The sequence below is a fragment of the Halalkalibacter alkaliphilus genome, from assembly GCF_023555415.1.
Lineage (GTDB): Bacteria > Bacillota > Bacilli > Bacillales > Bacillaceae_D > Halalkalibacter > Halalkalibacter alkaliphilus.
This window is the reverse complement of sequence record NZ_JAKRYL010000008.1, coordinates 156,836-181,296: the sequence shown is the minus strand read 5'-3', so window position 1 is coordinate 181,296 and position 24,461 is coordinate 156,836. Positions and strand designations below refer to the sequence as shown.

Here is a 24,461-nt window from a genome sequence, read left to right as displayed (position 1 = left end):
TAAAAAAATAGCTGAGCAAATAGTTTTGCTCAGCTATTTTCAATGATTGCTTTCACCCGGCCTACTTGACCATCCTGAAGTCGGACTTTTATTCCATGAGGGTGATGTGAGGATTTTGTTAAAAGGTCTTTTACGATTCCTCTAGTCGTTTTTCCCGTACGTTGATCTTGCTTTAGGACAATATCCACTTCAATACCTGGTTGAATGTTCTTTCTCTCTTGTCCTGACTTTGTCATATGAAATCCTCATCTCAACTAATTTATTGACTTCTAGTATACACAAAAAAGTGTACACTTCGCCATCTACAAATGACTTTCCTCATGACTATCATTTGGATGATGAGGATGATCAGCCTCGGGATCAACTACTACATTGTATATACCTATAACAGCAAGTAAAATCGCAATAGCAGAAATTACCCAGGTCCGAACTGTTTTCGTCATCTTGATCTCTCCATTTCATTTTGAACAAGCTTTGTTTTTTGTAGTCGCAGCGCATTTAAGACAACAGATACTGAACTAAATGCCATCGCAGCACCTGCTACCCAAGGGGCTAATAGTCCCGCAGCAGCAATAGGAATTCCTAATGAATTATAGACAAAGGCAAAAAATAAGTTTTGTTTAATATTTACCATTGTCTTTCGACTCATTATAATCGCATCGGCTACACTATTTAAATCTCCACGCATGAGTGTAATATCGGCTGCTTCAATTGCAACATCTGTCCCTGTTCCAATAGCCATTCCGATATCTGCAACAGCAAGTGCAGGTGCATCATTTAACCCATCACCTACCATCGCAACCTTTTTGCCTTCTTTCTGCAGTCTTTCGATAACTGCACTTTTTTCATGCGGCAGCACTTGGGCAACAACATTTTCGATTCCTACTTGCTTTGCAATCGCTTCAGCAGTTCGGCTGTTATCTCCTGTTAACATAATTACTTCAAGCCCTAATTCTTTCAATCTAGTAATAGCTTGTTTCGACGTGTCTTTAACCGTATCTGCAACCGCCACAAGACCAGCATATTGACCATCGACAGCGATTAGCATAGCCGTTTTCCCTTCATTTTCAAGCTCGAGCATCGTCTTATTTGCTTTTTCAAATACAATGTTCTCATCTTCAAGTAATTTTCTCGTTCCGACGATCACTGTAAAACCATTTACAAGAGCACGAATTCCATGACCTGGAATTGCTTCAAAATGACTTGTTTCTAATAGTTCAAGCTTTAACCCGTTTACATATTGTACAATGGCTTGCGCTAATGGATGCTCTGATTTGCTTTCGGCTGAAGCTACCATTTGTAGTAGATCGCCCTTCTCTATTATGCCTTCACTATGAAAATCCGTTAGCATTGGTTCACCTTTTGTAACCGTTCCTGTTTTATCAAGTACGACCGTTTGGATCGACTGTGTATTTTCAAGATGTTCCCCACCTTTAAAAAGCAACCCTAGTTCAGCAGCACGACCAGAACCAGCCATAATCGAGGTCGGTGTTGCAAGTCCAAGAGCACAAGGACAAGCAATAACGAGAATCGAAATGGTAGGAATTAATGCAGCACCTAAATTCCCTGGTGTAATAAGAAAATACCAAACAAAAAACGAAACAACAGCAATGACAACAACAACTGGAACAAAAATCCCCGATACTTTATCCGTCATCCGCTGAATGTTGGCTTTTGACCCTTGTGCATTCTCAACGATTTTTATAATTTGCGATAAGGCCGTATCTTTTCCTACTTTTGTTGCTTCCATTGTTAACGAACCATTTTTATTCATCGTTGAACCAATGACTTCATCACCTATTTGTTTGTCAATAGGGATACTTTCTCCCGTAATCATCGATTCATCTACAGCTGAATGTCCTTCAATAATATTTCCATCTACAGGAATTTTTTCTCCTGGTCTTACAAGTAAATGATCTCCGACTTTCACATCTGAAAGAGCAATAGTAATAGGCTCACCATTGCGAATAATTGTAGCTGTTTTCACTTGAAGTCCTAATAACTTTTGGATTGCCTGGCTTGTTTTTCCTTTAGCCCGTGCTTCAAAAAGCTTCCCTAGCACTATAAGTGTAATGATGACAGCAGAAGTTTCAAAATATAAATCAGGCATCACAATCCCTTGCTCCATAGCCTCAATTCCTAAATAAATACTATAAAAATATGCAGCAGATGTTCCTAAGGCAACAAGGACATCCATATTCGCACTTTTGTTTCGCAATGCTTTAAATGCACCGACGTAAAACTGGGCTCCAACAACAAACTGAACAGGTGTTGCCAGAGCTAATTGTACCCAAGGATTCATAAACATCTCAGGCATCCAAATAAACGATGTAAACTCAAAATGCGTCACCATCGACCAAAATAATGGCAATGTTAAAATCGCAGCAAATAAAAATTTGCCTAACTGCGTTTCCATTTCTTTTTGTTTTGCATCTATTTGCGTAGTCTCTTCATTCTTCTCTTCTAATCCAAATCCTAGTTTATCAACAGCCTTTTTCATTTCAGAAGTTGTAACTGCTCCATCTAAATATTTGACCGTTGCTGTTTCAAGTGCTAGATTTACCGTTGCCTGTTGAACACCATGAAGGCGATTCAACTTCTTCTCAATTCGACTCGAGCAAGCTGCACAGGTCATTCCAGTTACATGAAAGTCAGCCTTTAAAACTCTCACTTCATATCCGAGTTTTTCAACTTTGTCCGTTACTTGTTTGACACTCGTTTCAACTGTATCAAGAGTAACATTTGCTCGTTCTGTTGCCAGATTGACATTGACTTCTTGAACCCCATCCAATCTTCTTATCCCTTTTTCTACTCTTGCAGAGCAAGCAGCGCAGGTCATACCTCCGATGGAAAATGTTATTTCTACCTTTGCCATCAATCTTCCCCCTCCCTCTCTTAGAAAAGGCCGTATCTCTTACCCCTGTAGGGTATATTTTTCAAACAAGAAAACGTGCCTTTGTGGCACGTTACTTTAGGAACTAGACTACATCATACCCTTGCTCTTCAATCTCTTCTTTAATCGCATCAAGTGATAAGCTACTTGCTTCGTAATCTACAACGACTGTACCATTTGCTAAGTTTACTTCGACTGAACGAACTCCATCAAGTTTTCCGACACTTCCCTCAACTGCAGATACACAATGATTACAAGACATTCCTTTTACTTGAATTGTTGCTTTTTCCATGTTCTTCATCACCTTTACTTGATTAAGATACACCTATCGTACCATACCCACCTAGGGTAATCAACATTACAAAAAAATCTAACCTACGTTTTTGTTAATCGTTCAATGACATCCATAAGCTCAGCAATTGATTCATCTCCACTGCCGCTTTTAATCGCATCCGCTACACAGTGCTTCGTATGGTTCTCCATTAACTGCAAGCTTACCTTTTTCATCGCTGCATTTATAGCAGAAATTTGGATAAGAATGTCCACACAGTATCGATCATTCTCTACCATGTTTTGAATTCCCCTTACTTGCCCTTCGATTCGTTTGAGTCGATTCACCAACTGTTCTTTTTCACGGGAATGTCGATGATCTATTTGCTTCAACTCAATTTTTTTTGACATCGGCGAATCTCCCTTCACCTATTTTTATAATTCTACTATCATATAAAAACCTCATCTTGTCAACGACTATCCTAAAACGGAATGATGTTCACTTGAGTCAATCTGATTGTCTGGAAAGAAAGTATCCACTTGTTCTAGAGCAAAAAAGACAAACAAAACAAGGAGAAATACAATAAGAGGGTTTCTTAAAAAAGTCACAATAATTGATTTAGATTCAGCGTGGAACATTCGAGTCGTAATAACTAAAACGATTAAACTAATCATAAATAAAAATTTTAATAGCGTATCTTCTTGGCCGACTGGAGACATTTCCCCAATCATAGCCCCCATCATCCCTCCCATTAAACCAGCTAACATTCCTTCAAGTGTTGTAATTAACTGGTGAGGCAATCCGATAAAAGCACCTATTGTCATTCCAATCACTATTCCTAGTATCGTAGACTGAATAAAATCTCCTCTTAACAATAAACCCATAATGGTCCCAAATAAAATACCAGCAGTCATTCCTCCAGCCATTGCTGTCATCATAAGATTCATTTGTGACTCATGACGGTTTTGAACAATCACCAAATAATAGCAAAGAAAAAGAACGGTTGACGCAATGAAAAACAAAAGCAAACCAGTTGACATAAATACACCCCCATCCCTCTTCTTATTATCCTATTTCAATAGTTTAAAGAATAGTACAAGTGTTGGTTTGTTCATAAAGAAAAGCAGGCCCACCCAAATAGACGGAACCTACTTATCATTCGTGAGTGCTTCTACCTCAGCTATTTCAGCAACAATTTGTTCGATCGGAATAGCTAACCCGTGTCCCTCTTCTTGACTGCCGATAGAAGGAAGAGATCTTGCATAAACCACCCCGACCACTTCTCCTTCCTCAGATAAAACAGGGCTACCACTATGTCCAGGGAAAATTGCATTTGAAATCTTCAACACTTGATATGGGGCTTCCTCATTTAAGATTTCCCCCTCATTGACAATCTGTGTTTGGGATAGTGGGCTGCCAATCACATAGATTTTCTCCTGCTCTTTTGCATCTTCTGTACGTAGTGGCAAATAAGGTACGTCATTCCCATCAATTTTCAACAAAGCAACATCGAGCTCTTCCTCAGATTGAATGATTTGTGCATGAAAGATGTCGCCACTCGGAAATACGACAGCAAGCGGCTCCCGATTATGGATAACATGATGATTCGTTAATATAAACCCATCAGCTGAAATCGCAAAACCTGTCCCTCTTCCACCGCTACCTTGAATGGTCACAACCGCTTCTTTAAAATTAGCAATGTGTTCTTGTTGACTTAACTCTTCAGACGTCCGAACTAATTCACGGGAATCAGATGAAAAAAGATTAAACCAAATGTTGGCAACTTGCATAATAAGAAGAATAGCAATCCCAGCACCTATTATTCGGACGAGGTTTCTCTTTGATTGTTTCTTTTTTAATTCTTCTTCTGTATCCTCTTCCTCAAAAAGAAAATCCTCAGGCTTCGGGACATACTCCTCCTCTTTTTCAGACCTATAATCATCTTTCATAAAATCACCTACTCTATAACATGATAGCTGCTAATTCAACTATTCAACTACATTAATTGAGGTTTTCGGTTCGCCACCATGTAACACAGATATAATATTATCAGCAGCCATTTCGGCCATATTTCTTCTAGCTTCTACCGTCGCATTTCCAATATGCGGAGTTAAAATGACATTGTCTAACGTCTTTAACCCTTCGGTAACTGCCGGTTCAAATTCAAATACATCCAGTCCAGCTCCAGCAATTTTTTTATTTTCTAAAGCACATACTAAGGCGTCTTCGTGGACAAGCGGACCTCTGGCTAAATTTAATAAAAATGACTGTGGCTTCATCATCGCAAGTTCCTTTTCCCCTATAAAATGTTTTAAAGAAGGGTGGAAACTCATATGTAAGCTCACCACGTCAGCTTCTTGCAAAAGTGCCTCTTTGTCAAGGTATGTACAGTCTAATGAGTATTCTTCCTCTTTTGAAAGACGCGTTCGGTTATGATAAATGATCTTCATATCAAATGCTTTCGCCATTTGTGCGACTTTCTTTCCAATGTTCCCCATTCCAAAGATACCAAGCGTCTTTCCACGCAGCTCTGTCCCAAGATGGAACAAAGGTGCCCACCCTTCGAAATGACCAGCTCGTGTAAGCTTATCGCCTTCTACTAGGCGTCTTGATAATGAAATTAAAAGACCCATCGTTAATTCTGCCGTTGCGTATGTAGAGACAACAGGAGTATTGGTTACATGTATCTTTTTCTTGGTAGCTGTTTCTACATCAATATTATTAAACCCTGCACCATAGTTTGCAATAATCTTTAAATCAGGAGCTGCATTCATAATTTCCTGATCAATCGTATCGGACAAAATGGATAAAATCGCTTCTTTTCCTTGAACCATTTGTATAATTTCATCTTTTGTCATTGGTGTAACACTTTCATTCATAGTAACTTGAAAATATTTGCTTAACTTTTCATATGCAATAGTAGGGATTTCCCCTAAAACGGCTACCTCTTTCAACTCGACACTCCCTCTCAAAAATCATCTATTCCATTTTAACAAAAAAGAAAAAGAGATAACACAACTACATGACAAGCGATTTATTGGTTGTTCACCCTCATTTGCATTATACTAATAAGAAAAGAATGTAAATGTAGGAGGAACGCATGGAGGCTATCACAATACAGGAAGTACAGAACTTGATTCATTCATACGCTAACCAAGAAGTGTATTTACACTTAGAGACAACAAACGGTGCCTACGCTTCTCATAATGATTCATCTTTTTTCTCAGCAAGTGCCTACATAAGAAATGCAAAGATCACATATGAACACGGCAAAATAATCGGAGATGGTCCGTACCGAGTGGGCTTAAAGCTTGAAATCGGTTGGGTATATGCTGAAGGATTAACACATTATGAACAAGATGAATTAGGACGTCTTCTCCTTGCTGGTCACGGAAACGACGGAAAGTTAGCCGTTGCATTAGAAATTAGCAAAACACCTTTTGAATAGAGAGGAATGATTTGAAATGAAAAAAGAACGACAGATCCTCGTCATATTCCCCCATCCAGATGATGAGACATTTGGTGTTTCAGGTACGATTGCAATGCATGTTGCCAATGGAACACCGATTACATATGCTTGCTTAACTCTTGGTGAAATGGGAAGAAATCTTGGCAATCCACCATTTGCAACGAGGGAGTCGCTACCAAAAATCCGGAAACAAGAATTAATTAAAGCATCCGAGGCACTGGGGATAAATGACTTACGTATGTTAGGATTTCGAGACAAGACCGTCGAGTTTGAGGACGACGAAGAAATGATTCTTATTATGAGTAACCTAATTGAAGAGCTGAACCCCTCATTAGTTATTACCTTTTATCCTGGCTACTCCGTTCATCCCGACCACGAAGCTACGGCCCGCGCAGTCATCGAAGCTGTCAAACGGATGGAAGAAAGTGAGCGACCTACCGTCCATTGTGTCGCCTTCTCCAATGGCCATGAACAAGAAATTGGTCCTGCTGATATCGTAAACGACATTACCCCATTTGCCGAACAAAAGAAAGCAGCAATGCGAGCACATCTTTCACAAACAGAATGGATGCTCAAAGAGCTTGAACCAAAATGGGAAAGCGGTGATAAAGTGGCTCTTGAATGGTTACAAACAGAGCGATTTTGGACATATTCATTTAAATAAACAAAAACAGACGGATTACATTTGAGGTACAAATCTTCGTGATTTGTACCTGTTTTTTTATTGTCACTTCAATTAAATCTAAGTTATAAGGACTTGCACGTTTTTCACTATGCCGTTATAATATATAACTTGTAAAATAGTAGTAGACAAATAGAAGAGGTGATTCGGTGCTTTTAACTAAGTTAGGGGCCGAGGAGGAGAAAAGAGACCCTGCAGAACTAGAGCAAAACTTAGAAAATTTAGAGTTTCAAATGTTTCGTATGCAAGCGAATGTTAAAGAAATTGCAAAAAAACGACAAATTTTAGGAATAGAACAAACAAAAGAAGAAAAATGGGTGATTGTGTCTATTGTAGATGATGGGCATGCATGTAAGATCATGCTAAATGACTGTGAATCTGCCTTTCGTGGAAGCTGGGACTTCTCCATTCAAGCAAAATATGAAGGCGGGTCAACGATTTTCATAGGTGACATAAAAGGCGAAGAAAACAAAGGTTACGGCTCAATTTGCATGGACTATTTAAAGGAACATGCACAGGATCAAAACGTCCAATACATCAAAGGCGACCTCGCCGAGCGTGACTTTGACCATCTTGACAGACTCATCCATTTTTATGAGAAGCATCAATTTGATGTAGAGGTTGACCATGAGAACTGCAGTGGATCAATTGTTTGTCAGCCCCATTGGTAAGATGGGGTTTTTTGTTTTTTGTAGTGGTCACGATATGGTCATAACAGAAGCTTCTACTTGCCTGATTAAAGTAGGATGTCCATAAAAACCAAAAGTAGTTTGATGTCTGCTCTACCTGTTGAGTACATTTACTCAGTTAAAAGAGATTGTTCTAATTCTTAGTACATTAAAAGCCACTCACTAGGAGTGACTTATTTTAAAAATAGACTGATTGTACCCTCAGAGAACTCGACCTTTATATTCTTAATTAACTTATCCTCACCTTTAAAAAGCATTTTTTCACCTTTATGAAATTTACCATCCCAGTTGGGCATTTCCTTTTCTAGTTCTTCGCCACTTGCTGTCCTAACTAAGTTATCGTCAATGTAAAAATTAATAGTACACATTTATGTATCATCCCCCTTTACCTAACTTAATTCGGCATAAGGAGACAGTTTCCTCCTTTATAAATATGAAAAAACAACCAAAAATGGATTCCCACCAAACTGGAAATTATTCTACTAATTTTATAGTAGCTGTACACTCTCCTGTTTTCGTGTACAGCTGCAATTATTTTCAAATACGTATACACCTTACGTTTAAGTTAAAACATAAGTAAGAAAGTTAAAATAAACGGCTCATAAAAAGGTGAAAATTATGTATGGGAAAAACCAAAAAGACAATATCCCAATGTTTGATAAATATAGCATTATTGGGTTGGTAGGGATCGTTACGGTTTTTTATTTATCTTGGCTCGCTCATAATATGATGGTACCTTAATACAGGAAAAGAAGGCACTATAAATGAATTTATCAGTGCCTTCTTTTTTCGCCTGTCTCAAACGGAGGAACCGAGTAATTTTAAAAACATTATAACTTTATCGCTTATTTTCCAGTTAACATATACCCTAGCGTACCGGTTACGATACCTAAAAGCGCTCCCCCTAGTACCTCTTCAGGCATATGCCCAAGACGCTCTCTTAACTTTTTACTCTGATCCCTGCTTTTGTGGGGGTCGTGCAATCCTGTTAAACGGTTTACTTCTTCACTCATATCATTTACTTTTATTGTTAATTCACCTGTTTGTCTGCGAATCCCTTGGGCATCATACATCACAATTAAACCAAACACAGTAGACAAAGCAAAGTCAACTGAAGAAATCCCACGTTCAAGGGCAACAAAAGTAGCTAATGCCGTTACCCCCGCTGAATGGGAACTCGGCATCCCGCCTGTTTCAAATAACAAACCTGTATCCCAGTTCCCTGTTTTTGCTTTGTGTATAGGTATTTTTAATGATTGGGCAATTCCGATTGTTGTTAGAGCAGTTACCATTGGTCGATTCATCTCTATTTCACCTCATCTATATCGTTTGAATTGAAGCGAAAAGTATACACTTGGCAACCTGCAACAATCTTGTTTTTTAATCTAACGTTTGATCGTACTTCTTCCTTTTCCTTTTGTAATATGTGATGATGATTAAAATAAGAATCATACTTGGTACAAAAACTGGGCTTAAACCAATCAAAAAGACAACAATGGTTGAACTTGCTAGTAAGGCTACATTAATTGTATCAATAAACAGTTTTTTTGAGCGATCCCATGTATTCAATTCGTCTCCTTGAATGCTTGATGTTCCAATCGAAACCTCATTAATTGTAATGGTAATTGTCGAAAGTTCAACTTGATTTTCTAAGAATTGCTTTCTTCCAGTCATATGCTCGATTTCTTCTTGAACCTTCGCTAAATCGTTTGAGATCTTTAATAAATTTTCCGTATTATCTGCCTGTTCCATAAAGCCTAACAGTCGTTCTTCCACAACTCGCTTAGCTTTTAACCGGGATTCTAAATCAACATACTCTTCGGTTACGTCATTGCCATGTGTGCTTTGTTCAACGATTTTAACATCTGTCGTGCCTATATATTCGATAAACGGCTCAAAATCTTGCTTCGGAACACGAAGAACAACCGTCCCAAATAGCTTGCCGTCGGCCCCTTCATGATGATGTGATTCAACAACATAGCCGCCTACCTGGCCAGTCCTTTCTTGGATCTTGTCCCTTGCTAGGTAGAAGTCTTTCACTTCTAGAGTCAAATACCCTTGATAAATGACCATGCGCTCTTCTGCTTTTGTACTTACTTGATTCAGTATTTCTCTATCCATATCTATGCTTTTGGAAGGAGTTGCAACTTCTGCTTCTTCAAATACTTGGTCACTTACAGCCAATTCATTTACCTCTTCCTGACTACTACAAGCACTAATAACCAATACTAAAAAAACAATCCCAAGGAAACCTTTTATTTTTTCCATTTCTACACACCTCCAGAATCTACACATGAGACGACTGGACCTGCTAGATGGTTTCAACTTGGTTAATTTACTATTCTGTTAAATTCATGTATAGGCTTACAAAAGTTTACTCCCTGCATCGTTATAAGGTAAGCTTTAAAAGCAAAAATAAATAAGGAGTTACTATCATGGAAATTGTTGATCAAATTACTCATTTACAAGTTTTAAATCAATTTTGGATTTTGCTCTTTTTCCTCGTTCCTATGGTACTAATATCAAGAACAATTGTAGCCGGTACAAGGTTTTCACCTGTTCTTATTATTGTTATCTTCGGCTTATTACTTGGCTTTCTTTTAGTTTCTGTCGGAATCGCTACACCAGGATTAGTTGAGTTTCCATTTGTTGATTTAATGGCTCGTACAACCATTATTGCTTTAACGGTATCATTCTTTGTTGGAGGACAGGAGTTACGAAAGATTCTAAGCAAGAAGGAACTTGAAGTCTCTGACATTGTCGTTCCATCAGATGAAGAAACAATTCTTGGAACAACACGCACTCAATTCTTTTACATTGTTCGTGCATTTTTCTTATTGCTAGGGATCGAAGGATTTACCAGAATGATTTTACAGGGACAGGCTGCTGAAGGACTGGCTGTCTATAATCCTCTTATTGCTTATATAGGTCTCATTATCGCTGTAATATTAATCGATAATAAAGCTACCATAAGAAATAAGCATTTGTATATTCGGAAAGGTTTGCTAGAACTTGGGTTAATCATAGTCGTTCTGCTTATTTCCTTTTATATTGCTCAATCATTTGCTTCCATTATTGCATTACCGCAAATCTTTTTCGCTATGATGATTTCAGCTGCCCTCGGTGCGGTTTTCCACAATTGGACATTTGGTCCAACTATACGTGCCCTGCTTTTTGCCGGGATTCCAGTTGTACTTGCTGCGAACTTTATGGTTGGAGGATCTCGAATTGGTGATGCCTTTGAAATTCAAGGAATGAATTCTGTATTAGCGTACGGATTTTTCGGACAGCTTTTTTGGATGTTTGGGGGAATTGCCTTAATTATGCTGATTGCTAAAACAGCAAATACGCGAAACTTAGCACCTGGTATGGCTGGTTCTCTTTCTCATTCTGGTTTAACAGGAGCTTGTACTGCAGGAGATTTTGGAAAAGTTGCGGCTCAACGTGCACCAATTATGATTAATATTCCATTCTTTGGTCATGTGTTTGTATTTTCAATACTTGCAATCAGTGCTGAGCGCGGTTCTCTTTGGATTGGGCCCTCTTCCATTATTGTAGCAATTGGAATCGGACTTACGATTTTGGCTCTCTTAAATTTACGTAAAGCCAATGGGGATGATCGAAAAGAAGTAAAAGCTCTAATGCAATTTTCATTTGGTTGGCAAATTTGTGCCGTGTTTGGGGGATTAGCGCTTTTAAGCTTTAGTACAATGTCTTTTGAATATACTGCTATGGCGCAAACATCAGCTATTTCCCATTTTGGTTTATTCGCCGCCATTCAAGGTGAAATGTTTGGTACGGATGCAGCTTTACTCATTCCTTTTATCTTTTCCATGCCATTTTTAGTACACCCACTTGTATTCTATATGTTCGGAAAAGCTATGGAAAAAGATGGAGAGATGCCAATTAAGCCTGTTTATATTTTAGCGATTATTGGTGTTGTTGGTGTATCTTACGCATTACTATTTGCTTAATAAAAAATAAGAGACGACAGCTGTTCGTCTCTTATTTTTTATACTGTTTGATACACTCGTACAATTTCTTGTAGCTTTAATGCCAATCCTATCTTTTTTTCCTTACTCTTTATTCGCTAATAAGCGATTCCTTTTTGTTTTAGCGAATAAGATCGATTTATTCTAGAAAAAGTAAAACCATGGAGAAAGAGCAGAAAATGGGAGTTATTCTCTTTTTCGTTCCAGTGATACCATGGGAGGTGTTTTGTTTGGATACGATGAGAATTTTGCAATATGTTTGCACGTTTCTTGGAACTGGTTGTTTAATTTTTACTTATATTCAAATGGCTAAAACAAGTCAAAAAAACAAGAGTGACTCATAGCTTTACCTATGTTGTCACTCTTTTTCCTTATTGATTTATAGCTTTTTCAATCGCTCTCTTTGTAATCGACCAATGTGAATCAACCCACGTTACCTCTTGTTCTTTTATGAGGAAACATTGAGGTGATTCATGTTTCACTCCTGTTTCTTCTGCAATGGCATTAGATACAGGACGTTGTTCAATCACTTTTACTAAAGCATAATTAAATTCATTCTCTGCTCCTTTTTGAAAGGCTTGAAATTCTTTAAATGCTTCAGCACTAATAGGACAAGTTGTACTATGCTTCAACAATAAAACAGGCTTTTCTCCTGATGATTGATTGAGCTCTTTCCAGTCGTCAATACTGATTAGTTCACGAATACTCATAACTTTGTTCGATCCTTTCCAATTATAATATTTATTCTTTTTCTGAATAATACATAAGTGCAATTGCTCCAGGTCCTGTATGTGTACTTATAATAGGAGACGTTTCCGTAATTGTCACTGGGATTTGTTTCAGTTGTAATGCATCTTTCAATTTATTGGCAAGTGATTCCGCCTCAATATGAGCAATCCCGACTGCCTTGACCTTTAATGAGGATGTCTCTTCGATGAATTGTTTCTTAAAATACTCAATCATTTGCATATGAGTACGCACTTTGTTCACAGGTGTATACACGCCATCAGCCAGAGAGGCAATTGGCTTGATTTTCAGAATGGATCCAAGCAATGCTTTGCCTCTTCCAATTCTACCACCTTTTACTAAATATTCTAACGTATCCACCATTAAATATAAAGAAGTATGCTCACGAACTTTTTCTAACCTGGCAACAATTTCTTCAACACTATGTCCATCTCTAGCCATCTTTGCTGCTTCAATCACTTGGAAAGCCAGTGCATGGGAGATGAACTGTGAATTAATAACCGTTACATTTTCTCCGATCATATCCGCTGCCGTTCGTGCAGAATTAAATGTACCACTCATTCCTTCCGTAAGATGTATTGAAATGATGTGTGTTGTATCAGGTTCGGCTAATAACCGAAGATATGTCTCCTCAAAATAACCAACAGAAGGTTGCGAACTTTTTGGAAGCTCTTCGGATGAGGTTAATAATTTCACAAAATCACTTTTTGTTATATCGATCCCATCTAAATAAGTTTGTCCATTCACTGAAATAGATAATGGGACAACCTCAATCCCATAAGTTTGAATAAGATCTTTCGTTAAATCAGAAGTTGAATCTGTTACGATCTTAATTGTCATTTCTACATTCCCCTTTTATAGCTTCATCACGTCTATGAAAAAATTGCATTAAATTGCCTATTCTGACTCATCATATCATAAAATTTTGTACCTATCCGTTATTACTTTCCTAAAGTGAAGCGGATTTCCTGATACGTGATATGGTCTGGGAGTTTTTCTTTAATTGGCTTAAGAAAATCTGTTCCTACCTCTTTTGCTACTTCATTTATAAGGAGGCGATGTTCCTCCTTTACAAATTGAGCTAATTGTAACTCTATTCCTTCTTGTTCTGCACGAATTAAGTGTTTGACAATCGTCTGCTCCGTTAAAGAAAAGGCTTCAACTAATTGCTCGATTGATGCACCTTCTTTAAAACGTTTTGCAGTTTCTAAATACTGCCCTTTCTTTGAGAAGCCGCTACTTTTTTTTGATTGTCTTTCACTCAATACAGGCTGATTATTTTTAAATTGTATTAATACCTCTAAAAAAGCTTGTCCATACTTTTCTTTTTTTTGTTCACCGACACCGGAAATTTCAGACAACTCATCCATCGTTACAGGAATATATCGACTCATTTCTTTTAGGGTGCGGTCTGAAAAAACCATATATGGAGGTATATTGCTATCGGTAGAGAGTTGCTTACGCAATTGTCGTAATGCTTCAAAAACATCATCTTGTTCTTGTGGCTCTGCTGGTGCTAACGTTTCAGTTATAAAAAGTTGTTCCTCGCCTTTTAATACTGGCAATGTTTTCTCTGTTAATTGAATCGTTGGGTATGACGTTCCTGTTGCTCGTAAATATTCTTCTGCCATTAAAATATCAATAAATTCAGCCACATCTTTTTGAGTCCAATCCTTCATTAAGCCATATGTTGAAACATCGTTTAACTGTAATTGTTTAATTTTTTGATTTGATGATCCAACTAAAATTTGAGCAATCATCGTTTTTCCGAAACGTTCCCTCACTCGTTTAACTGTTGAAAAAACCATCTGTGCTTCTTTCGTTCGATCTACCTTCTCACCTGCTTGAACACAGTTCGAACACTTTCCACAAGTCTTATTAGTATCTTCACCAAAATAGTGTAAAATATATTGTTGCAAACAACGTTCCGTATGGCAAAATCCAGTCATTTGCTGCAATTTTTTATATTCCATTTCCATTCTATCATCCGTACGATCAGATTGTTCAATTAAGAAGGATTGGGTTCTAACATCTTGCGGGCTAAATAATAGAACACAATCACTCGCTTCTCCATCACGCCCTGCTCTTCCAGCTTCTTGATAGTAAGCCTCAATCGTCCTCGGTAAATTGTAATGAAGAATATACCGCACATTCGACTTATCTATACCCATTCCAAACGCATTCGTTGCTACAATTATTTTAGCTTCATCATGTATGAAAGCCTCTTGATTAGCTGAGCGCTGACTCTCAGACATCCCTCCATGATAACAAGCAACATCAAAGCCTTTTGATGCCAGTTCGTCAAAAATTTGCTCGACTTCTTTTCTTGTTGAAGCATAGATAATCCCCGACTCATTCTTTCTTGCTGCTAAGAAAGAAGACATGAATTTTTGTTTACTTACTCCTTTTTTTACTTGGAATGTTAAATTCGTTCGTTCAAAACCAGTTGTTATCACATTTTGTTGATCAATATGTAAAAATTGTTGTAAGTCAAAACAAACTTGCTTTGTCGCCGTTGCCGTTAATGCCAAGACTGTAACTTTTTGAGATAACTCATCAAGCCATGATGAAACAGATAAATAACTAGGCCTGAAATCATGCCCCCATTGAGACATACAGTGCGCTTCATCAATGGCAACTAATGAGAGTGAAATGTGCTCAAGCAGATGTTGAAAAGATGGATGATTCAACCTCTCAGGAGCCACATAGACAAGTTTGTAATGACCTTCCTTAATACGCGATTGACGGGTGCTCTCTTCACTTGCACTTAATGTACTATTTAAATACGTAGCAGGTATATTCAACTCATTTAAGGCATCAACCTGATCTTTCATTAATGAAATAAGCGGGGAGATCACAAGCGTTACTCCAGGCAAAACTAAAGCAGGAATTTGATAACATAGTGATTTTCCACCTCCTGTCGGCATGATTCCAATTGTATCAATGCCTTCTAACACTTGTTCGATTATGACTCTTTGTCCATCTCTAAATTGATCATAGCCATATATCGATTTCAACTTTTCCTGCGCTAACTGCAGTTTATTTTTCTCCATCAACAGTTCCTCTTTTCTATTTTGAATGAGAAAGTGATCGTTGGACACTTTATAAATGAATAACACTTCTGAGGTGATATCATGAACATGACATTAAAACAAAAAAATACATTCTGTTTAATCATTGTTTCCTTAATTATGTTTGCACCTATTTTCATCATGTTATTTACAGGTGAACGATTCGTAACAGCGATTCGCTTGTTCCCTTTAGACTTTTCACTTTATTTTGCTGTACTTTTAGGAGCCATTATTGTGAACTACACAATGCGTTCCACAAAACTGCTAACCATTACGATGCTCGCAACAATAGCTGGTTTAGCCGTTTATTTTTTCTGGTATATATAACACACTTTCCATCGTACCATGATCCAAATCATCGGTCGAGTAAAGACAAAAGTAGGTTTATTTCAAAAAAATCGTTAGAATACTAGCCCCTTGTCCACAATGAATGGTATAATTCATTCGATTATGGACATTGGAGGCATACATATTTATGATTACCGTTACAAATGTTGGATTACAATACGGCGACCGCAAATTATTTGATGAGGTAAATATTAAGTTCACACCAGGAAACTGCTACGGATTAATTGGCGCAAATGGTGCTGGAAAATCAACTTTTATTAAAATTCTTTCAGGTGAAATTGAACCACAGCAAGGTGATGTTCATATGAAGCCTGGACAAAGACTTGCTGTGTTAAAGCAAAACCACTTCGAATACGAAGAAGTAGAAGTTTTAACAACAGTAATTATGGGACATGCTCGCCTGTATCAAGTCATGCAAGAAAAAGATGCGATTTATATGAAGGAAGAATTCTCTGATGAAGATGGTATTAAGGCCGCAGAGCTTGAAGGTGAATTTGCAGAAATGAATGGTTGGGAAGCAGAATCTGAAGCTGCTATTCTTCTTAAAGGGCTTGGCATTTCGGAAGAGCTTCATTCAAAGAAGATGGCTGACTTAACAGGTTCTGAAAAAGTAAAGGTGCTTCTTGCTCAAGCATTATTCGGAGAACCAGATGTGCTTCTATTAGATGAGCCGACCAACCACTTAGACATTAAAGCGATCGAATGGTTAGAAGAATTTCTTATTAACTTTGAGAATACGGTTATCGTCGTTTCACACGACCGTCACTTCCTTAACAAGGTTTGTACACATATTGCTGATTTAGATTTCGGCAAAATCCAAATCTATGTTGGGAACTATGACTTCTGGTATGAGTCAAGTCAACTTGCTCAAAAAATGGCGCAAGACCAAAATAAGAAAAAAGAAGAAAAGATTAAGGAACTTCAAAGCTTCATTGCCCGCTTTAGTGCAAATGCATCAAAATCTAAACAAGCAACTTCAAGAAAAAAATTGCTTGATAAGATAGAACTAGATGACATTAAACCATCATCACGTAAATACCCATATGTTCATTTTTCTCTTGGACGCGAAATTGGAAATGATGTATTACGAGTGGAAGGAATTACAAAAACAATTGATGGTGAAAAAGTTCTTAACAATGTTAGCTTTACGATGGATAAAGAAGATAAAATTACCCTTGTCGGTGATAATGAAATTGCCAAAACCACTCTTTTCAAAATTTTAACTGGGGAAATGGAACCAGATAGTGGAACGTATAAATGGGGCGTCACAACGTCTCAAGCATACTTCCCGAAAGATAACTCTGCTTATTTTGAAGGAAGTGACTTAAACTTAGTTGATTGGCTACGTCAATATTCACCTGAAGATGACAGTGACACATTCCTACGTGGGTTCCTAGGGCGTATGCTCTTCTCTGGAGAAGAAGTAAAGAAAAAAGCAAACGTCTTATCTGGAGGAGAAAAAGTTCGCTGTATGTTATCAAAAATGATGCTAAGCGGTGCAAATGTTCTTCTTCTTGACGAACCAACCAACCACTTAGACCTAGAATCCATTACAGCGGTGAACAACGGACTCATTAATTACAAAGGTGCGATGATTTTCACTTCTCATGACCATCAGTTTAATGAAACAATTGCAAATCGCGTTATTGAATTAACGTCTGATGGTGTCACTGATAAGCAAATGACATTTAATGAATACTTAGAAACAACAAAGAAATAAGGTTTTCTAAAGGATGGCTTGGAGTCATCCTTTTTATTGTATCTAAAAAGTAATACTTTGATTTTAAGATTTTCTTTGTTATTGTATCATTGATTTTCTTCTAACTGAGCCATTTCATACCAAATTAGATAAAAAGAAAACAGCTATCGCTCACGCTTTATACTAAAGCATACGGCGCTGTCGCTGTTTTCGTCTTTTTATTACTTGCACAACAATAACAATGGCTAATAGGGCAAATAATGTATAAATTAGGTTTTGAATAAAGCTGTTCCAATCTCTGATTGAAGATCCATAATAATAACCAATGAAGAAATAGATTGATAACCATATAAATGCAGAACTAAAACCAATCATAGCGAAAAGGCGATACGAAATGCCTGACATCCCAATACTAAAGGGGACTGCATGACGAATAAAAGGAAAGAAATAACTAAAGCTAGCGGCTTTGAGACCATATTGATCTAGTAACTCTCTTCCTTTTTCTGCACGAGAATGCCAGATTGATTGATTTTTCTTTTCAAAATTCGAATGTTGGTACACTGCATTTCCTATTACATACAGGATCGTTCCATGTAAGATAATACTACTAAAAATGACAAGAAACGTAGGAACAGGATCTAATAGTTTAGTTGTTGCTAGTAAGCCAGCACTCATTAACAATACTTCATTTGGTACAGGAAAGAAAAACAAGCCAATTGCTACAGTAAAAAACAATGCAATGTAGCCATATTGTTTAATAAAATCAATAAAAATCAATGTATCCATCAAACACCTCCTCCTTGTTTTCTTGTCTTATTAAGAAAAAGAAAGGCAGCAACCGCTGCCTTATCCTTTGAAGTAATCTTTATAATAACCGCCAATTTTCCCAGTATTATCAATTACAAAATAAAACTCGTCTGTTTCATTCTTTAATTCGTAAGACTTCCCTTTGGTTAATGCACGGTTAACCATATATTTTTTCGCATCTGTATGAACGCACTCAATCGTGCGGATCGTTTCTTTATTAGACCATGTTTGATGTAACAAAAAACTCAACTCTCTTTCCACTATTCTATATGTATGCTTCCATTATACTGACTATCATAAAAAATTGCCAACTTATTTACGTAGCTGTTACGAAACTTTAATATTTAATCAAAATAAGAGGCCGACCTAAGTCAGCCTCTTTCCTCTATTTAACCTTCAAGTAAAAGTGATTCAGGGTCTTCTAAAAGCTCCTTAACTTTTACAAGGAATCCTACAGCTTCTTTTCCATCAACAATACGGTGATCGTATGATAGAGCAATATACATCATTGGACGATTTTCAAAACGTTCCTTATCAAGAGCTACAGGACGCCATTGAATTTTATGCATTCCTAAAATTCCAACTTGAGGAGCATTTAAGATCGGTGTAGACATTAGTGATCCGAATACTCCACCATTTGTGATCGTAAATGTACCACCTTGTAAATCAGCAATAGATAATTTATTATCACGTGCTTTCTTACCTAATTCACCAATTCCTTTTTCGATTCCTGCAAAGCTTAAGCGATCTGCATCACGAAGGACAGGAACTACTAAGCCTTCATCTGTTGATACGGCACAGCCAATATCATAGTATTTTTTAATTAATAGCTCATCGCCTTGAATTTCAGCATTTAGTAATGGGAACTCCTTCAACGCGCCTACTACTGCTTTTGTAAAGAAGGACATAAAGCCAAGCTTCACACCATTTTTCTCAACAAATGCATCTTTACGGCGATTACGAACATCCATCACTGCTGTCATATCAACTTCATTAAAAGTTGTTAACATCGCTGCTGTTTGCTGTGATTCAACTAAACGTTTTGCAATCGTTTGACGACGACGAGTCATTTTCACTCGTTCTACTGGCTTAGCTGGGTCATCAGACGCAACAGGTGCTGCCGGACTCTTTTTAGGTGCTGATGGAGCAGGTGCAGACTGTGTCGCCTGAGCCTTTGTTCCATGAGATTCCACGTCTTGCTTACGGACACGACCTAACGGGTCACCAGTTGATACAGTACTTAAATCGATGCCTTTCTCACGCGCTAACTTCCTAGCTGCAGGAGATGCAAGCGGCCGGTCAGTAGAAGATGGTGTACTTGCTTCTACTTCTGCTTTTGCTTTTGCTGCTGGTACCGTTTCTTTTTTAGGCTCTTCTTGAACAGCTTCGGTTTTCGTTTCACCTGCAGCACTACCACTTTCGTCGATGACTGCAATTACTTCACCAACTTCAACTGTGTCACCTGGCTCTCTTTTAAATTCTTTGATAACACCAGAGTGCTCCGCTACAATTTCAATATTAACTTTATCTGTTTCAAGTTCAGCAATATATTCACCTTGGTTAATGTGCTCTCCAACTTGTTTTAACCATTGAGCAATGGTTCCTTCTGTAATCGACTCTGCAAGTTCTGGTACTTTAATCTCAATCACGGAAAAGGCCTCCTCTTATTGTTTACGTGTCAAAGACTCTGTTACAATACGTTCTTGCTCTTTTTTATGTGCGACTGGGTCACCTTCTGCTGGACTAGAACGATGCGTTCTTCCGATGTAACTTACGGCTGTTCCTTCAGGTGTAATTTCACGAATACGAGATTCGATATATGGCCAAGCCCCCATATTTTTTGGTTCTTCTTGCACCCAAACGATTTCTTTTACATTTTTGAAGCGAGCGAACAATTCTCTAATTGGCTTTTTCGGGAATGGATACAACTCTTCTACACGAGCAATGTGCAGCCAATCCCAGTTTTGATTGTTATTCTTCTCGATACGATCAGATAGGTCAATCGAGACTTTCCCGCTACATAAAATAATTCGCTCTACTTTATCTGCTTTTTGACCAAGTCCTTGTTGCTCAAATACAGGTTTAAACTCGCCTTCAGTAAATTCAGCATGAGTTGAAGCAACAACTTGATTCCGGAGCAAGCTTTTTGGCGTCATAATAATAAGTGGACGAACGGAATCTTTTTCAAGAATTTTTGCCTGTCTTCTTAAAATATGAAAATACTGTGCTGCTGACGTACAGTTAGCAATCGTCCAGTTATTTTCAGCTGCTAGAACAAGGAATCGTTCTACACGACCACTTGAATGTTCTGGTCCTTGACCTTCGTATCCATGCGGTAATAAAACAACAAGACCTGATTTTTGTCCCCACTTAGCACGACCTGCTGAAATCCACTGGTCAAACATAACTTGTGCTCCGTTTGCAAAATCTCCAAACTGAGCTTCCCATAGAACAAGCGTTTCTGGAGCTTGCACATTATAACCGTACTCAAAACCGACTACCGCTTGTTCTGAAAGCGGGCTATTGTATACAGCAAATGATGCATTAGCTTTTTCAAACGTCTGTAATGGGGTATGCACTTCATTTGTTTCACGATCATGTAAAACTAAATGACGGTGAGCAAACGTCCCACGCTCTGAATCTTGCCCTGTTAACCTGATTGGAGTACCATCATGTAAGATCGTAGCAAACGCTAACGTCTCTGCTAACGCCCAATCGATTTTTGCATTTTCTTCAAATGCTTGAAGACGACGCTTTAAAATTTTCTCAAGCTTAACATTAGCATTAAATGTCTCTGGCCAAGCTAACAAATCTTCATTAATTTCCTTAAGTGTATTATATGGAACGCTCGTTTTCACTCTAGGTAAGCCATTGACGACATAATCAGGTGGAGACATCTCTTTTGGTTGATTTGATTTGTTGGCAATCACATCATCATATTGAGATTGTAAGTAATCTTGAGTTTCTTTATCTAACTTATCTCCATACCCATTATCAATAACTGACTTTTCTGTAAGCTGATTTGCATAAATTGAACGTACTGTTGGATGCTTACGAATAATGTTATATGTTGCCGGTTGTGTCACAGCTGGTTCATCCATTTCATTGTGACCAAAGCGGCGATAGCCAATTAAATCGATGAGGAAATCCTTTTTGAAACGCTTGCGATATTGAACAGCTAAATGGATCGCAGCTAAGCAAGCTTCTGGATCATCCGCATTGACGTGGACAATTGGAATTTCGAACCCTTTCGCTGGATCACTGGCATATGTAGTAGAACGCGAATCATATGTCTCAGTTGTAAATCCAATGTTGTTATTTGCTATTATATGAAGAGACCCGCCAGTCTGATAACCATTCAATCGGCTAAGGTTTAATGTTTCCGTAACAATTCCTTGACCAGGAAACGCTGCATCTCCATGGATTAAGACAGAATACGCTTTTGTTACTGATTGTTCAGGGAACCCTTTTGAAGTTCTTACTTCTTGAGCTGCTCTTGCATACCCTTCAACAATCGGACTAACAAATTCAAGGTGACTTGGGTTATTTGCTAGTGATACAGTAGCTTCAGCTGTATTTTCTTCCCTAATTTGACGATCAGCCCCTAAGTGGTACTTTACATCTCCTGTCCAACCATTTATTCCTGCTGATACCCCAGCTGGGTCTAAATTTTTACTTGGTGCATGTAAGAATTCAGAGAAGATCATCTTGTATGGTTTGCTTAACGTATGAGCTAACACATTTAATCGTCCACGGTGCGCCATTCCAATAAGAACATTTTGCGTTCCTTCATGAACAACTTCGCGAACAGCTTCATCAAGCATTGGTACTAACATATCTAATCCTTCGATTGAGAAGCGCTTTGCACCTACGAACGTACGATGTACAAACTTTTCAAAACCTTCTACTTGCGTTAATCTTGTCAGAAGGTTAAGACGTTGTTGCTTTGTTAAGTTTGGTACATACATACCAGACTCAACCATTTTAATTAACCACTCTCTCTCTTCCATATCATGAACATGGTTAAATTCAAATGCAGTGGTTTTTGTATAAACTTCTTTTAAGTAGTTAATTGCATCTAACCCATTTTTCACATGTGCTGGTGCATAATCACAGATCATATCAACAGGTACTTGCTTTAAGAATTCTTCAGTTAAATTATAGTGACTTAACTCTAAAATTTGAGGATATTCTGATTGTTTAAAAATCGGGTTAATGTCTGAAACTAAATGCCCTTTTCTTCGAATCATATCCGCTAATTTAACTGCACTGACAAAATTCCTAACCATATTAGGTGAGGCAGCAGAAACATCTGGGGTAGCACTTGGTTTACTATCATTTTCTGAAGGTGGTGGACCCCAAATATCAAATAATTCTCGCAAATCTTCTTCTACAGCTTCTGGATTTTTGGAATACTCTTCGTAAAGCTCAATTGCTACGCCAAGATTTGGACCATGAAACCCTTGCCATGGCTCTTCCGCTTTGTGCCCCTTGCTTGACATAAGATGATTACCTCCTAGTTTAACTTCAAGTTAAATCTATGAATTTTTATAATTGTAACGCTTTCATTACCATCTTAACATAATTGTCACATTTGTTAAAGAATATATCTACTTATTCATAGATTTATTTCATTCACTCATTGACAAAGAACGTTACAATATAGAGAGTAGTAATTAAGATGTACTCTACACTAAAAAGTGTAAATCTTTTTTTAAAGAAAATCTAGTTTTTCCATAAAAAAAGGAAATTTTTTCACTTTTTTATTTAGTTTTTAAAAAAAGGAATGAAATTAATGATTCAGTTCGACAATATCAACAAACAAATCCTTTCTTCTGCATGCTTACAATGTGAGGATGAATTTTTTCAACCACCTAGTAACAACATTCCAAAAGTCGGATGTTGTTCTTATAGTCCAACATTTTACTTGCTTGAAATTGCTAAAATGATAAACAAAGATGAAGCCTTTTTTCAAAATTGTATATTACAACATCCAAAAGCTCATATCTCGCCATTTCATATAACAGTTCAAGCACAAGTTCATCCTGACTATACACACATTGCAAACAAAGAGTCGCTCTCAAAATTAGCAGCAGATGACCTGCGACATTCTTATTCGGTTTGTCAATTTTTCAAATATGAAAAAGGGTGTTCACTTGACCCTTCATTTAAGAACTCCGTTTGTCGTTCATTTATTTGCCTTTCAATTGAAGCTCACTTAAACAAGAAGGAAAAAGAATCGCTTCAGTCTTGGACGCATCTGATTAAACATGAAGAATCTCTTTTTCAACGAACGCATGAAGAATCGTTAAAGAAATTGGGTGTAAATTTGCAGTCAAATCCCTCAGCAGTTGTCCACTATTTCAAAACTTTACAAAATTAGAAGAGGGTGTTTCAAAAGGTTTGTTTTTTGACCTCTTGAGACACCCCCCTCTTTATTTAGGTTGATGATTCCGATGCGCTTGAAACCAATTTGAAATTTGATTCTTTTCATTCTCTGTAAATTGAAATAACGGAGAATCACACCCCTCTTCTCGTAAAATAATTTGTAAAATATCATTTGTCTGCCCTACAATAACAAGCGCTTCTGGCTCCTGTAATTCCTCAGGGATTTCCCCTTCAAATGTAACAATATAATGTTTCCATTGCCCGACATTGTATGAGTCAATTATTCGCAAATTAGAAAACGTACATTCTGAATACTTTTCAAACGTCAAATCAATCATTATCATTTTCTCACTTTCTAACTTTTATTCTAAATTAAACTATTTAGAGGTTGGCTGGTTCTCTATG

At 37.6% G+C, this 24,461-nt stretch carries 27 protein-coding genes; 8 read left to right on the top strand and 19 right to left on the bottom strand.

What is annotated here, in order from left to right:
- Positions 1-29: 29 nt before the first annotated feature.
- The 8 genes from MF646_RS10030 to MF646_RS09995 form a co-directional block, all read right to left on the bottom strand.
- A complete protein-coding gene (locus MF646_RS10030) occupies positions 30-236 on the bottom strand; it encodes a YwbE family protein (RefSeq protein ID WP_250096362.1) in 207 nt (68 codons plus the stop codon).
- Positions 237-302: 66 nt separating this feature from the next.
- On the bottom strand, positions 303-443 hold the full coding sequence (locus tag MF646_RS10025) for a hypothetical protein (RefSeq protein WP_250096361.1): 141 nt from the start codon (positions 441-443) through the stop codon (positions 303-305).
- Entirely contained in the window at positions 440-2,875 is a 2,436-nt protein-coding gene (locus MF646_RS10020) for a heavy metal translocating P-type ATPase (RefSeq protein WP_250096360.1), read from the bottom strand. The genes MF646_RS10025 and MF646_RS10020 overlap by 4 nt, the downstream gene beginning before the upstream one ends.
- A gap of 103 nt (positions 2,876-2,978) precedes the next feature.
- A complete protein-coding gene (gene copZ, locus MF646_RS10015) occupies positions 2,979-3,185 on the bottom strand; it encodes a copper chaperone CopZ (protein ID WP_250096359.1) in 207 nt (68 codons plus the stop codon).
- 83 nt (positions 3,186-3,268) lie between these two features.
- Complete coding sequence (locus tag MF646_RS10010) at positions 3,269-3,574, bottom strand: metal-sensing transcriptional repressor (RefSeq protein ID WP_250096358.1); 306 nt, start codon at positions 3,572-3,574, stop codon at positions 3,269-3,271.
- Between the two features lie 66 nt (positions 3,575-3,640).
- Complete coding sequence (locus tag MF646_RS10005) at positions 3,641-4,204, bottom strand: hypothetical protein (RefSeq protein ID WP_250096357.1); 564 nt, start codon at positions 4,202-4,204, stop codon at positions 3,641-3,643.
- A gap of 108 nt (positions 4,205-4,312) precedes the next feature.
- Positions 4,313-5,113: a S1C family serine protease gene (locus tag MF646_RS10000; protein WP_250096356.1), complete on the bottom strand. Its 801-nt coding sequence runs from the start codon at positions 5,111-5,113 to the stop codon at positions 4,313-4,315.
- A gap of 39 nt (positions 5,114-5,152) precedes the next feature.
- The gene (locus tag MF646_RS09995; protein WP_250096355.1) at positions 5,153-6,118 is read right to left on the bottom strand and encodes a 2-hydroxyacid dehydrogenase family protein; all 966 of its coding nucleotides are present in this window, start codon (positions 6,116-6,118) and stop codon (positions 5,153-5,155) included.
- A gap of 146 nt (positions 6,119-6,264) precedes the next feature.
- Here MF646_RS09995 and MF646_RS09990 point away from each other — a divergent pair, with 146 nt between their 5' ends.
- The 3 genes from MF646_RS09990 to MF646_RS09980 all read left to right on the top strand — a co-directional run bounded on the left by MF646_RS09990 (position 6,265) and on the right by MF646_RS09980 (position 7,986).
- On the top strand, positions 6,265-6,612 hold the full coding sequence (locus MF646_RS09990; RefSeq protein ID WP_250096354.1) for a YojF family protein: 348 nt from the start codon (positions 6,265-6,267) through the stop codon (positions 6,610-6,612).
- Between the two features lie 16 nt (positions 6,613-6,628).
- Positions 6,629-7,297 (top strand): bacillithiol biosynthesis deacetylase BshB2, encoded by a 669-nt coding sequence (gene bshB2 / locus MF646_RS09985; protein ID WP_250096353.1) that lies wholly within the window; start codon positions 6,629-6,631, stop codon positions 7,295-7,297.
- Positions 7,298-7,464: 167 nt separating this feature from the next.
- Positions 7,465-7,986 (top strand): hypothetical protein, encoded by a 522-nt coding sequence (locus MF646_RS09980; protein ID WP_250096352.1) that lies wholly within the window; start codon positions 7,465-7,467, stop codon positions 7,984-7,986.
- Between the two features lie 191 nt (positions 7,987-8,177).
- On the opposite strand, the gene MF646_RS09975 is transcribed toward MF646_RS09980, so the two are convergent.
- The gene (locus tag MF646_RS09975) at positions 8,178-8,372 is read right to left on the bottom strand and encodes a hypothetical protein (protein ID WP_250096351.1); all 195 of its coding nucleotides are present in this window, start codon (positions 8,370-8,372) and stop codon (positions 8,178-8,180) included.
- 250 nt (positions 8,373-8,622) lie between these two features.
- On the opposite strand from MF646_RS09975, the gene MF646_RS23265 reads away from it, so the two are divergent.
- Positions 8,623-8,745: a hypothetical protein gene (locus MF646_RS23265; protein WP_275980269.1), complete on the top strand. Its 123-nt coding sequence runs from the start codon at positions 8,623-8,625 to the stop codon at positions 8,743-8,745.
- A 104-nt stretch (positions 8,746-8,849) separates the two neighbouring features.
- Here the strand turns inward: MF646_RS23265 and MF646_RS09970 are convergent, their stop codons facing one another.
- A complete protein-coding gene (locus MF646_RS09970; RefSeq protein WP_250096350.1) occupies positions 8,850-9,308 on the bottom strand; it encodes a divergent PAP2 family protein in 459 nt (152 codons plus the stop codon).
- Positions 9,309-9,384: 76 nt separating this feature from the next.
- Complete coding sequence (locus MF646_RS09965) at positions 9,385-10,272, bottom strand: DUF4349 domain-containing protein (protein WP_250096349.1); 888 nt, start codon at positions 10,270-10,272, stop codon at positions 9,385-9,387.
- Positions 10,273-10,439: 167 nt separating this feature from the next.
- On the opposite strand from MF646_RS09965, the gene MF646_RS09960 reads away from it, so the two are divergent.
- On the top strand, positions 10,440-11,978 hold the full coding sequence (locus tag MF646_RS09960; RefSeq protein WP_250096348.1) for a hypothetical protein: 1,539 nt from the start codon (positions 10,440-10,442) through the stop codon (positions 11,976-11,978).
- Between the two features lie 389 nt (positions 11,979-12,367).
- On the opposite strand, the gene ytxJ is transcribed toward MF646_RS09960, so the two are convergent.
- The 3 genes from ytxJ to recQ form a co-directional block, all read right to left on the bottom strand.
- Positions 12,368-12,706 carry a bacillithiol system redox-active protein YtxJ gene (gene ytxJ / locus MF646_RS09955; RefSeq protein WP_250096347.1) on the bottom strand — a complete coding sequence of 113 codons (339 nt, stop codon included), beginning with the start codon at positions 12,704-12,706 and terminating at the stop codon, positions 12,368-12,370.
- A 31-nt stretch (positions 12,707-12,737) separates the two neighbouring features.
- Positions 12,738-13,583 carry a DegV family protein gene (locus MF646_RS09950; RefSeq protein ID WP_250096346.1) on the bottom strand — a complete coding sequence of 282 codons (846 nt, stop codon included), beginning with the start codon at positions 13,581-13,583 and terminating at the stop codon, positions 12,738-12,740.
- Between the two features lie 101 nt (positions 13,584-13,684).
- Positions 13,685-15,796, bottom strand: coding sequence for a DNA helicase RecQ (gene recQ / locus MF646_RS09945; RefSeq protein ID WP_250096345.1), 2,112 nt, complete (start codon positions 15,794-15,796; stop codon positions 13,685-13,687).
- A gap of 87 nt (positions 15,797-15,883) precedes the next feature.
- Here recQ and MF646_RS09940 point away from each other — a divergent pair, with 87 nt between their 5' ends.
- Complete coding sequence (locus tag MF646_RS09940; RefSeq protein ID WP_250096344.1) at positions 15,884-16,141, top strand: hypothetical protein; 258 nt, start codon at positions 15,884-15,886, stop codon at positions 16,139-16,141.
- A 148-nt stretch (positions 16,142-16,289) separates the two neighbouring features.
- Positions 16,290-17,882 (top strand): ABC-F family ATP-binding cassette domain-containing protein, encoded by a 1,593-nt coding sequence (locus tag MF646_RS09935; RefSeq protein ID WP_250096343.1) that lies wholly within the window; start codon positions 16,290-16,292, stop codon positions 17,880-17,882.
- A 162-nt stretch (positions 17,883-18,044) separates the two neighbouring features.
- On the opposite strand, the gene MF646_RS09930 is transcribed toward MF646_RS09935, so the two are convergent.
- The 4 genes from MF646_RS09930 to MF646_RS09915 all read right to left on the bottom strand — a co-directional run bounded on the left by MF646_RS09930 (position 18,045) and on the right by MF646_RS09915 (position 23,170).
- Positions 18,045-18,647, bottom strand: a complete 603-nt coding sequence (locus MF646_RS09930) for a DedA family protein (RefSeq protein WP_250096342.1) — start codon at positions 18,645-18,647, stop codon at positions 18,045-18,047.
- A 60-nt stretch (positions 18,648-18,707) separates the two neighbouring features.
- The gene (locus tag MF646_RS09925; RefSeq protein WP_250096341.1) at positions 18,708-18,908 is read right to left on the bottom strand and encodes a DUF6501 family protein; all 201 of its coding nucleotides are present in this window, start codon (positions 18,906-18,908) and stop codon (positions 18,708-18,710) included.
- A 149-nt stretch (positions 18,909-19,057) separates the two neighbouring features.
- Positions 19,058-20,317, bottom strand: a complete 1,260-nt coding sequence (odhB, locus tag MF646_RS09920; RefSeq protein ID WP_250096340.1) for a 2-oxoglutarate dehydrogenase complex dihydrolipoyllysine-residue succinyltransferase — start codon at positions 20,315-20,317, stop codon at positions 19,058-19,060.
- Positions 20,318-20,332: 15 nt separating this feature from the next.
- Positions 20,333-23,170, bottom strand: a complete 2,838-nt coding sequence (locus tag MF646_RS09915; protein ID WP_250096339.1) for a 2-oxoglutarate dehydrogenase E1 component — start codon at positions 23,168-23,170, stop codon at positions 20,333-20,335.
- A gap of 293 nt (positions 23,171-23,463) precedes the next feature.
- Between MF646_RS09915 and MF646_RS09910 the strand changes: the two genes are divergently transcribed.
- Positions 23,464-24,051: a hypothetical protein gene (locus MF646_RS09910; protein ID WP_250096338.1), complete on the top strand. Its 588-nt coding sequence runs from the start codon at positions 23,464-23,466 to the stop codon at positions 24,049-24,051.
- A 52-nt stretch (positions 24,052-24,103) separates the two neighbouring features.
- Here MF646_RS09910 and MF646_RS09905 read toward each other — a convergent pair whose 3' ends face one another.
- Positions 24,104-24,394 (bottom strand): hypothetical protein, encoded by a 291-nt coding sequence (locus MF646_RS09905; protein ID WP_250096337.1) that lies wholly within the window; start codon positions 24,392-24,394, stop codon positions 24,104-24,106.
- Positions 24,395-24,461 lie beyond the last annotated feature (67 nt).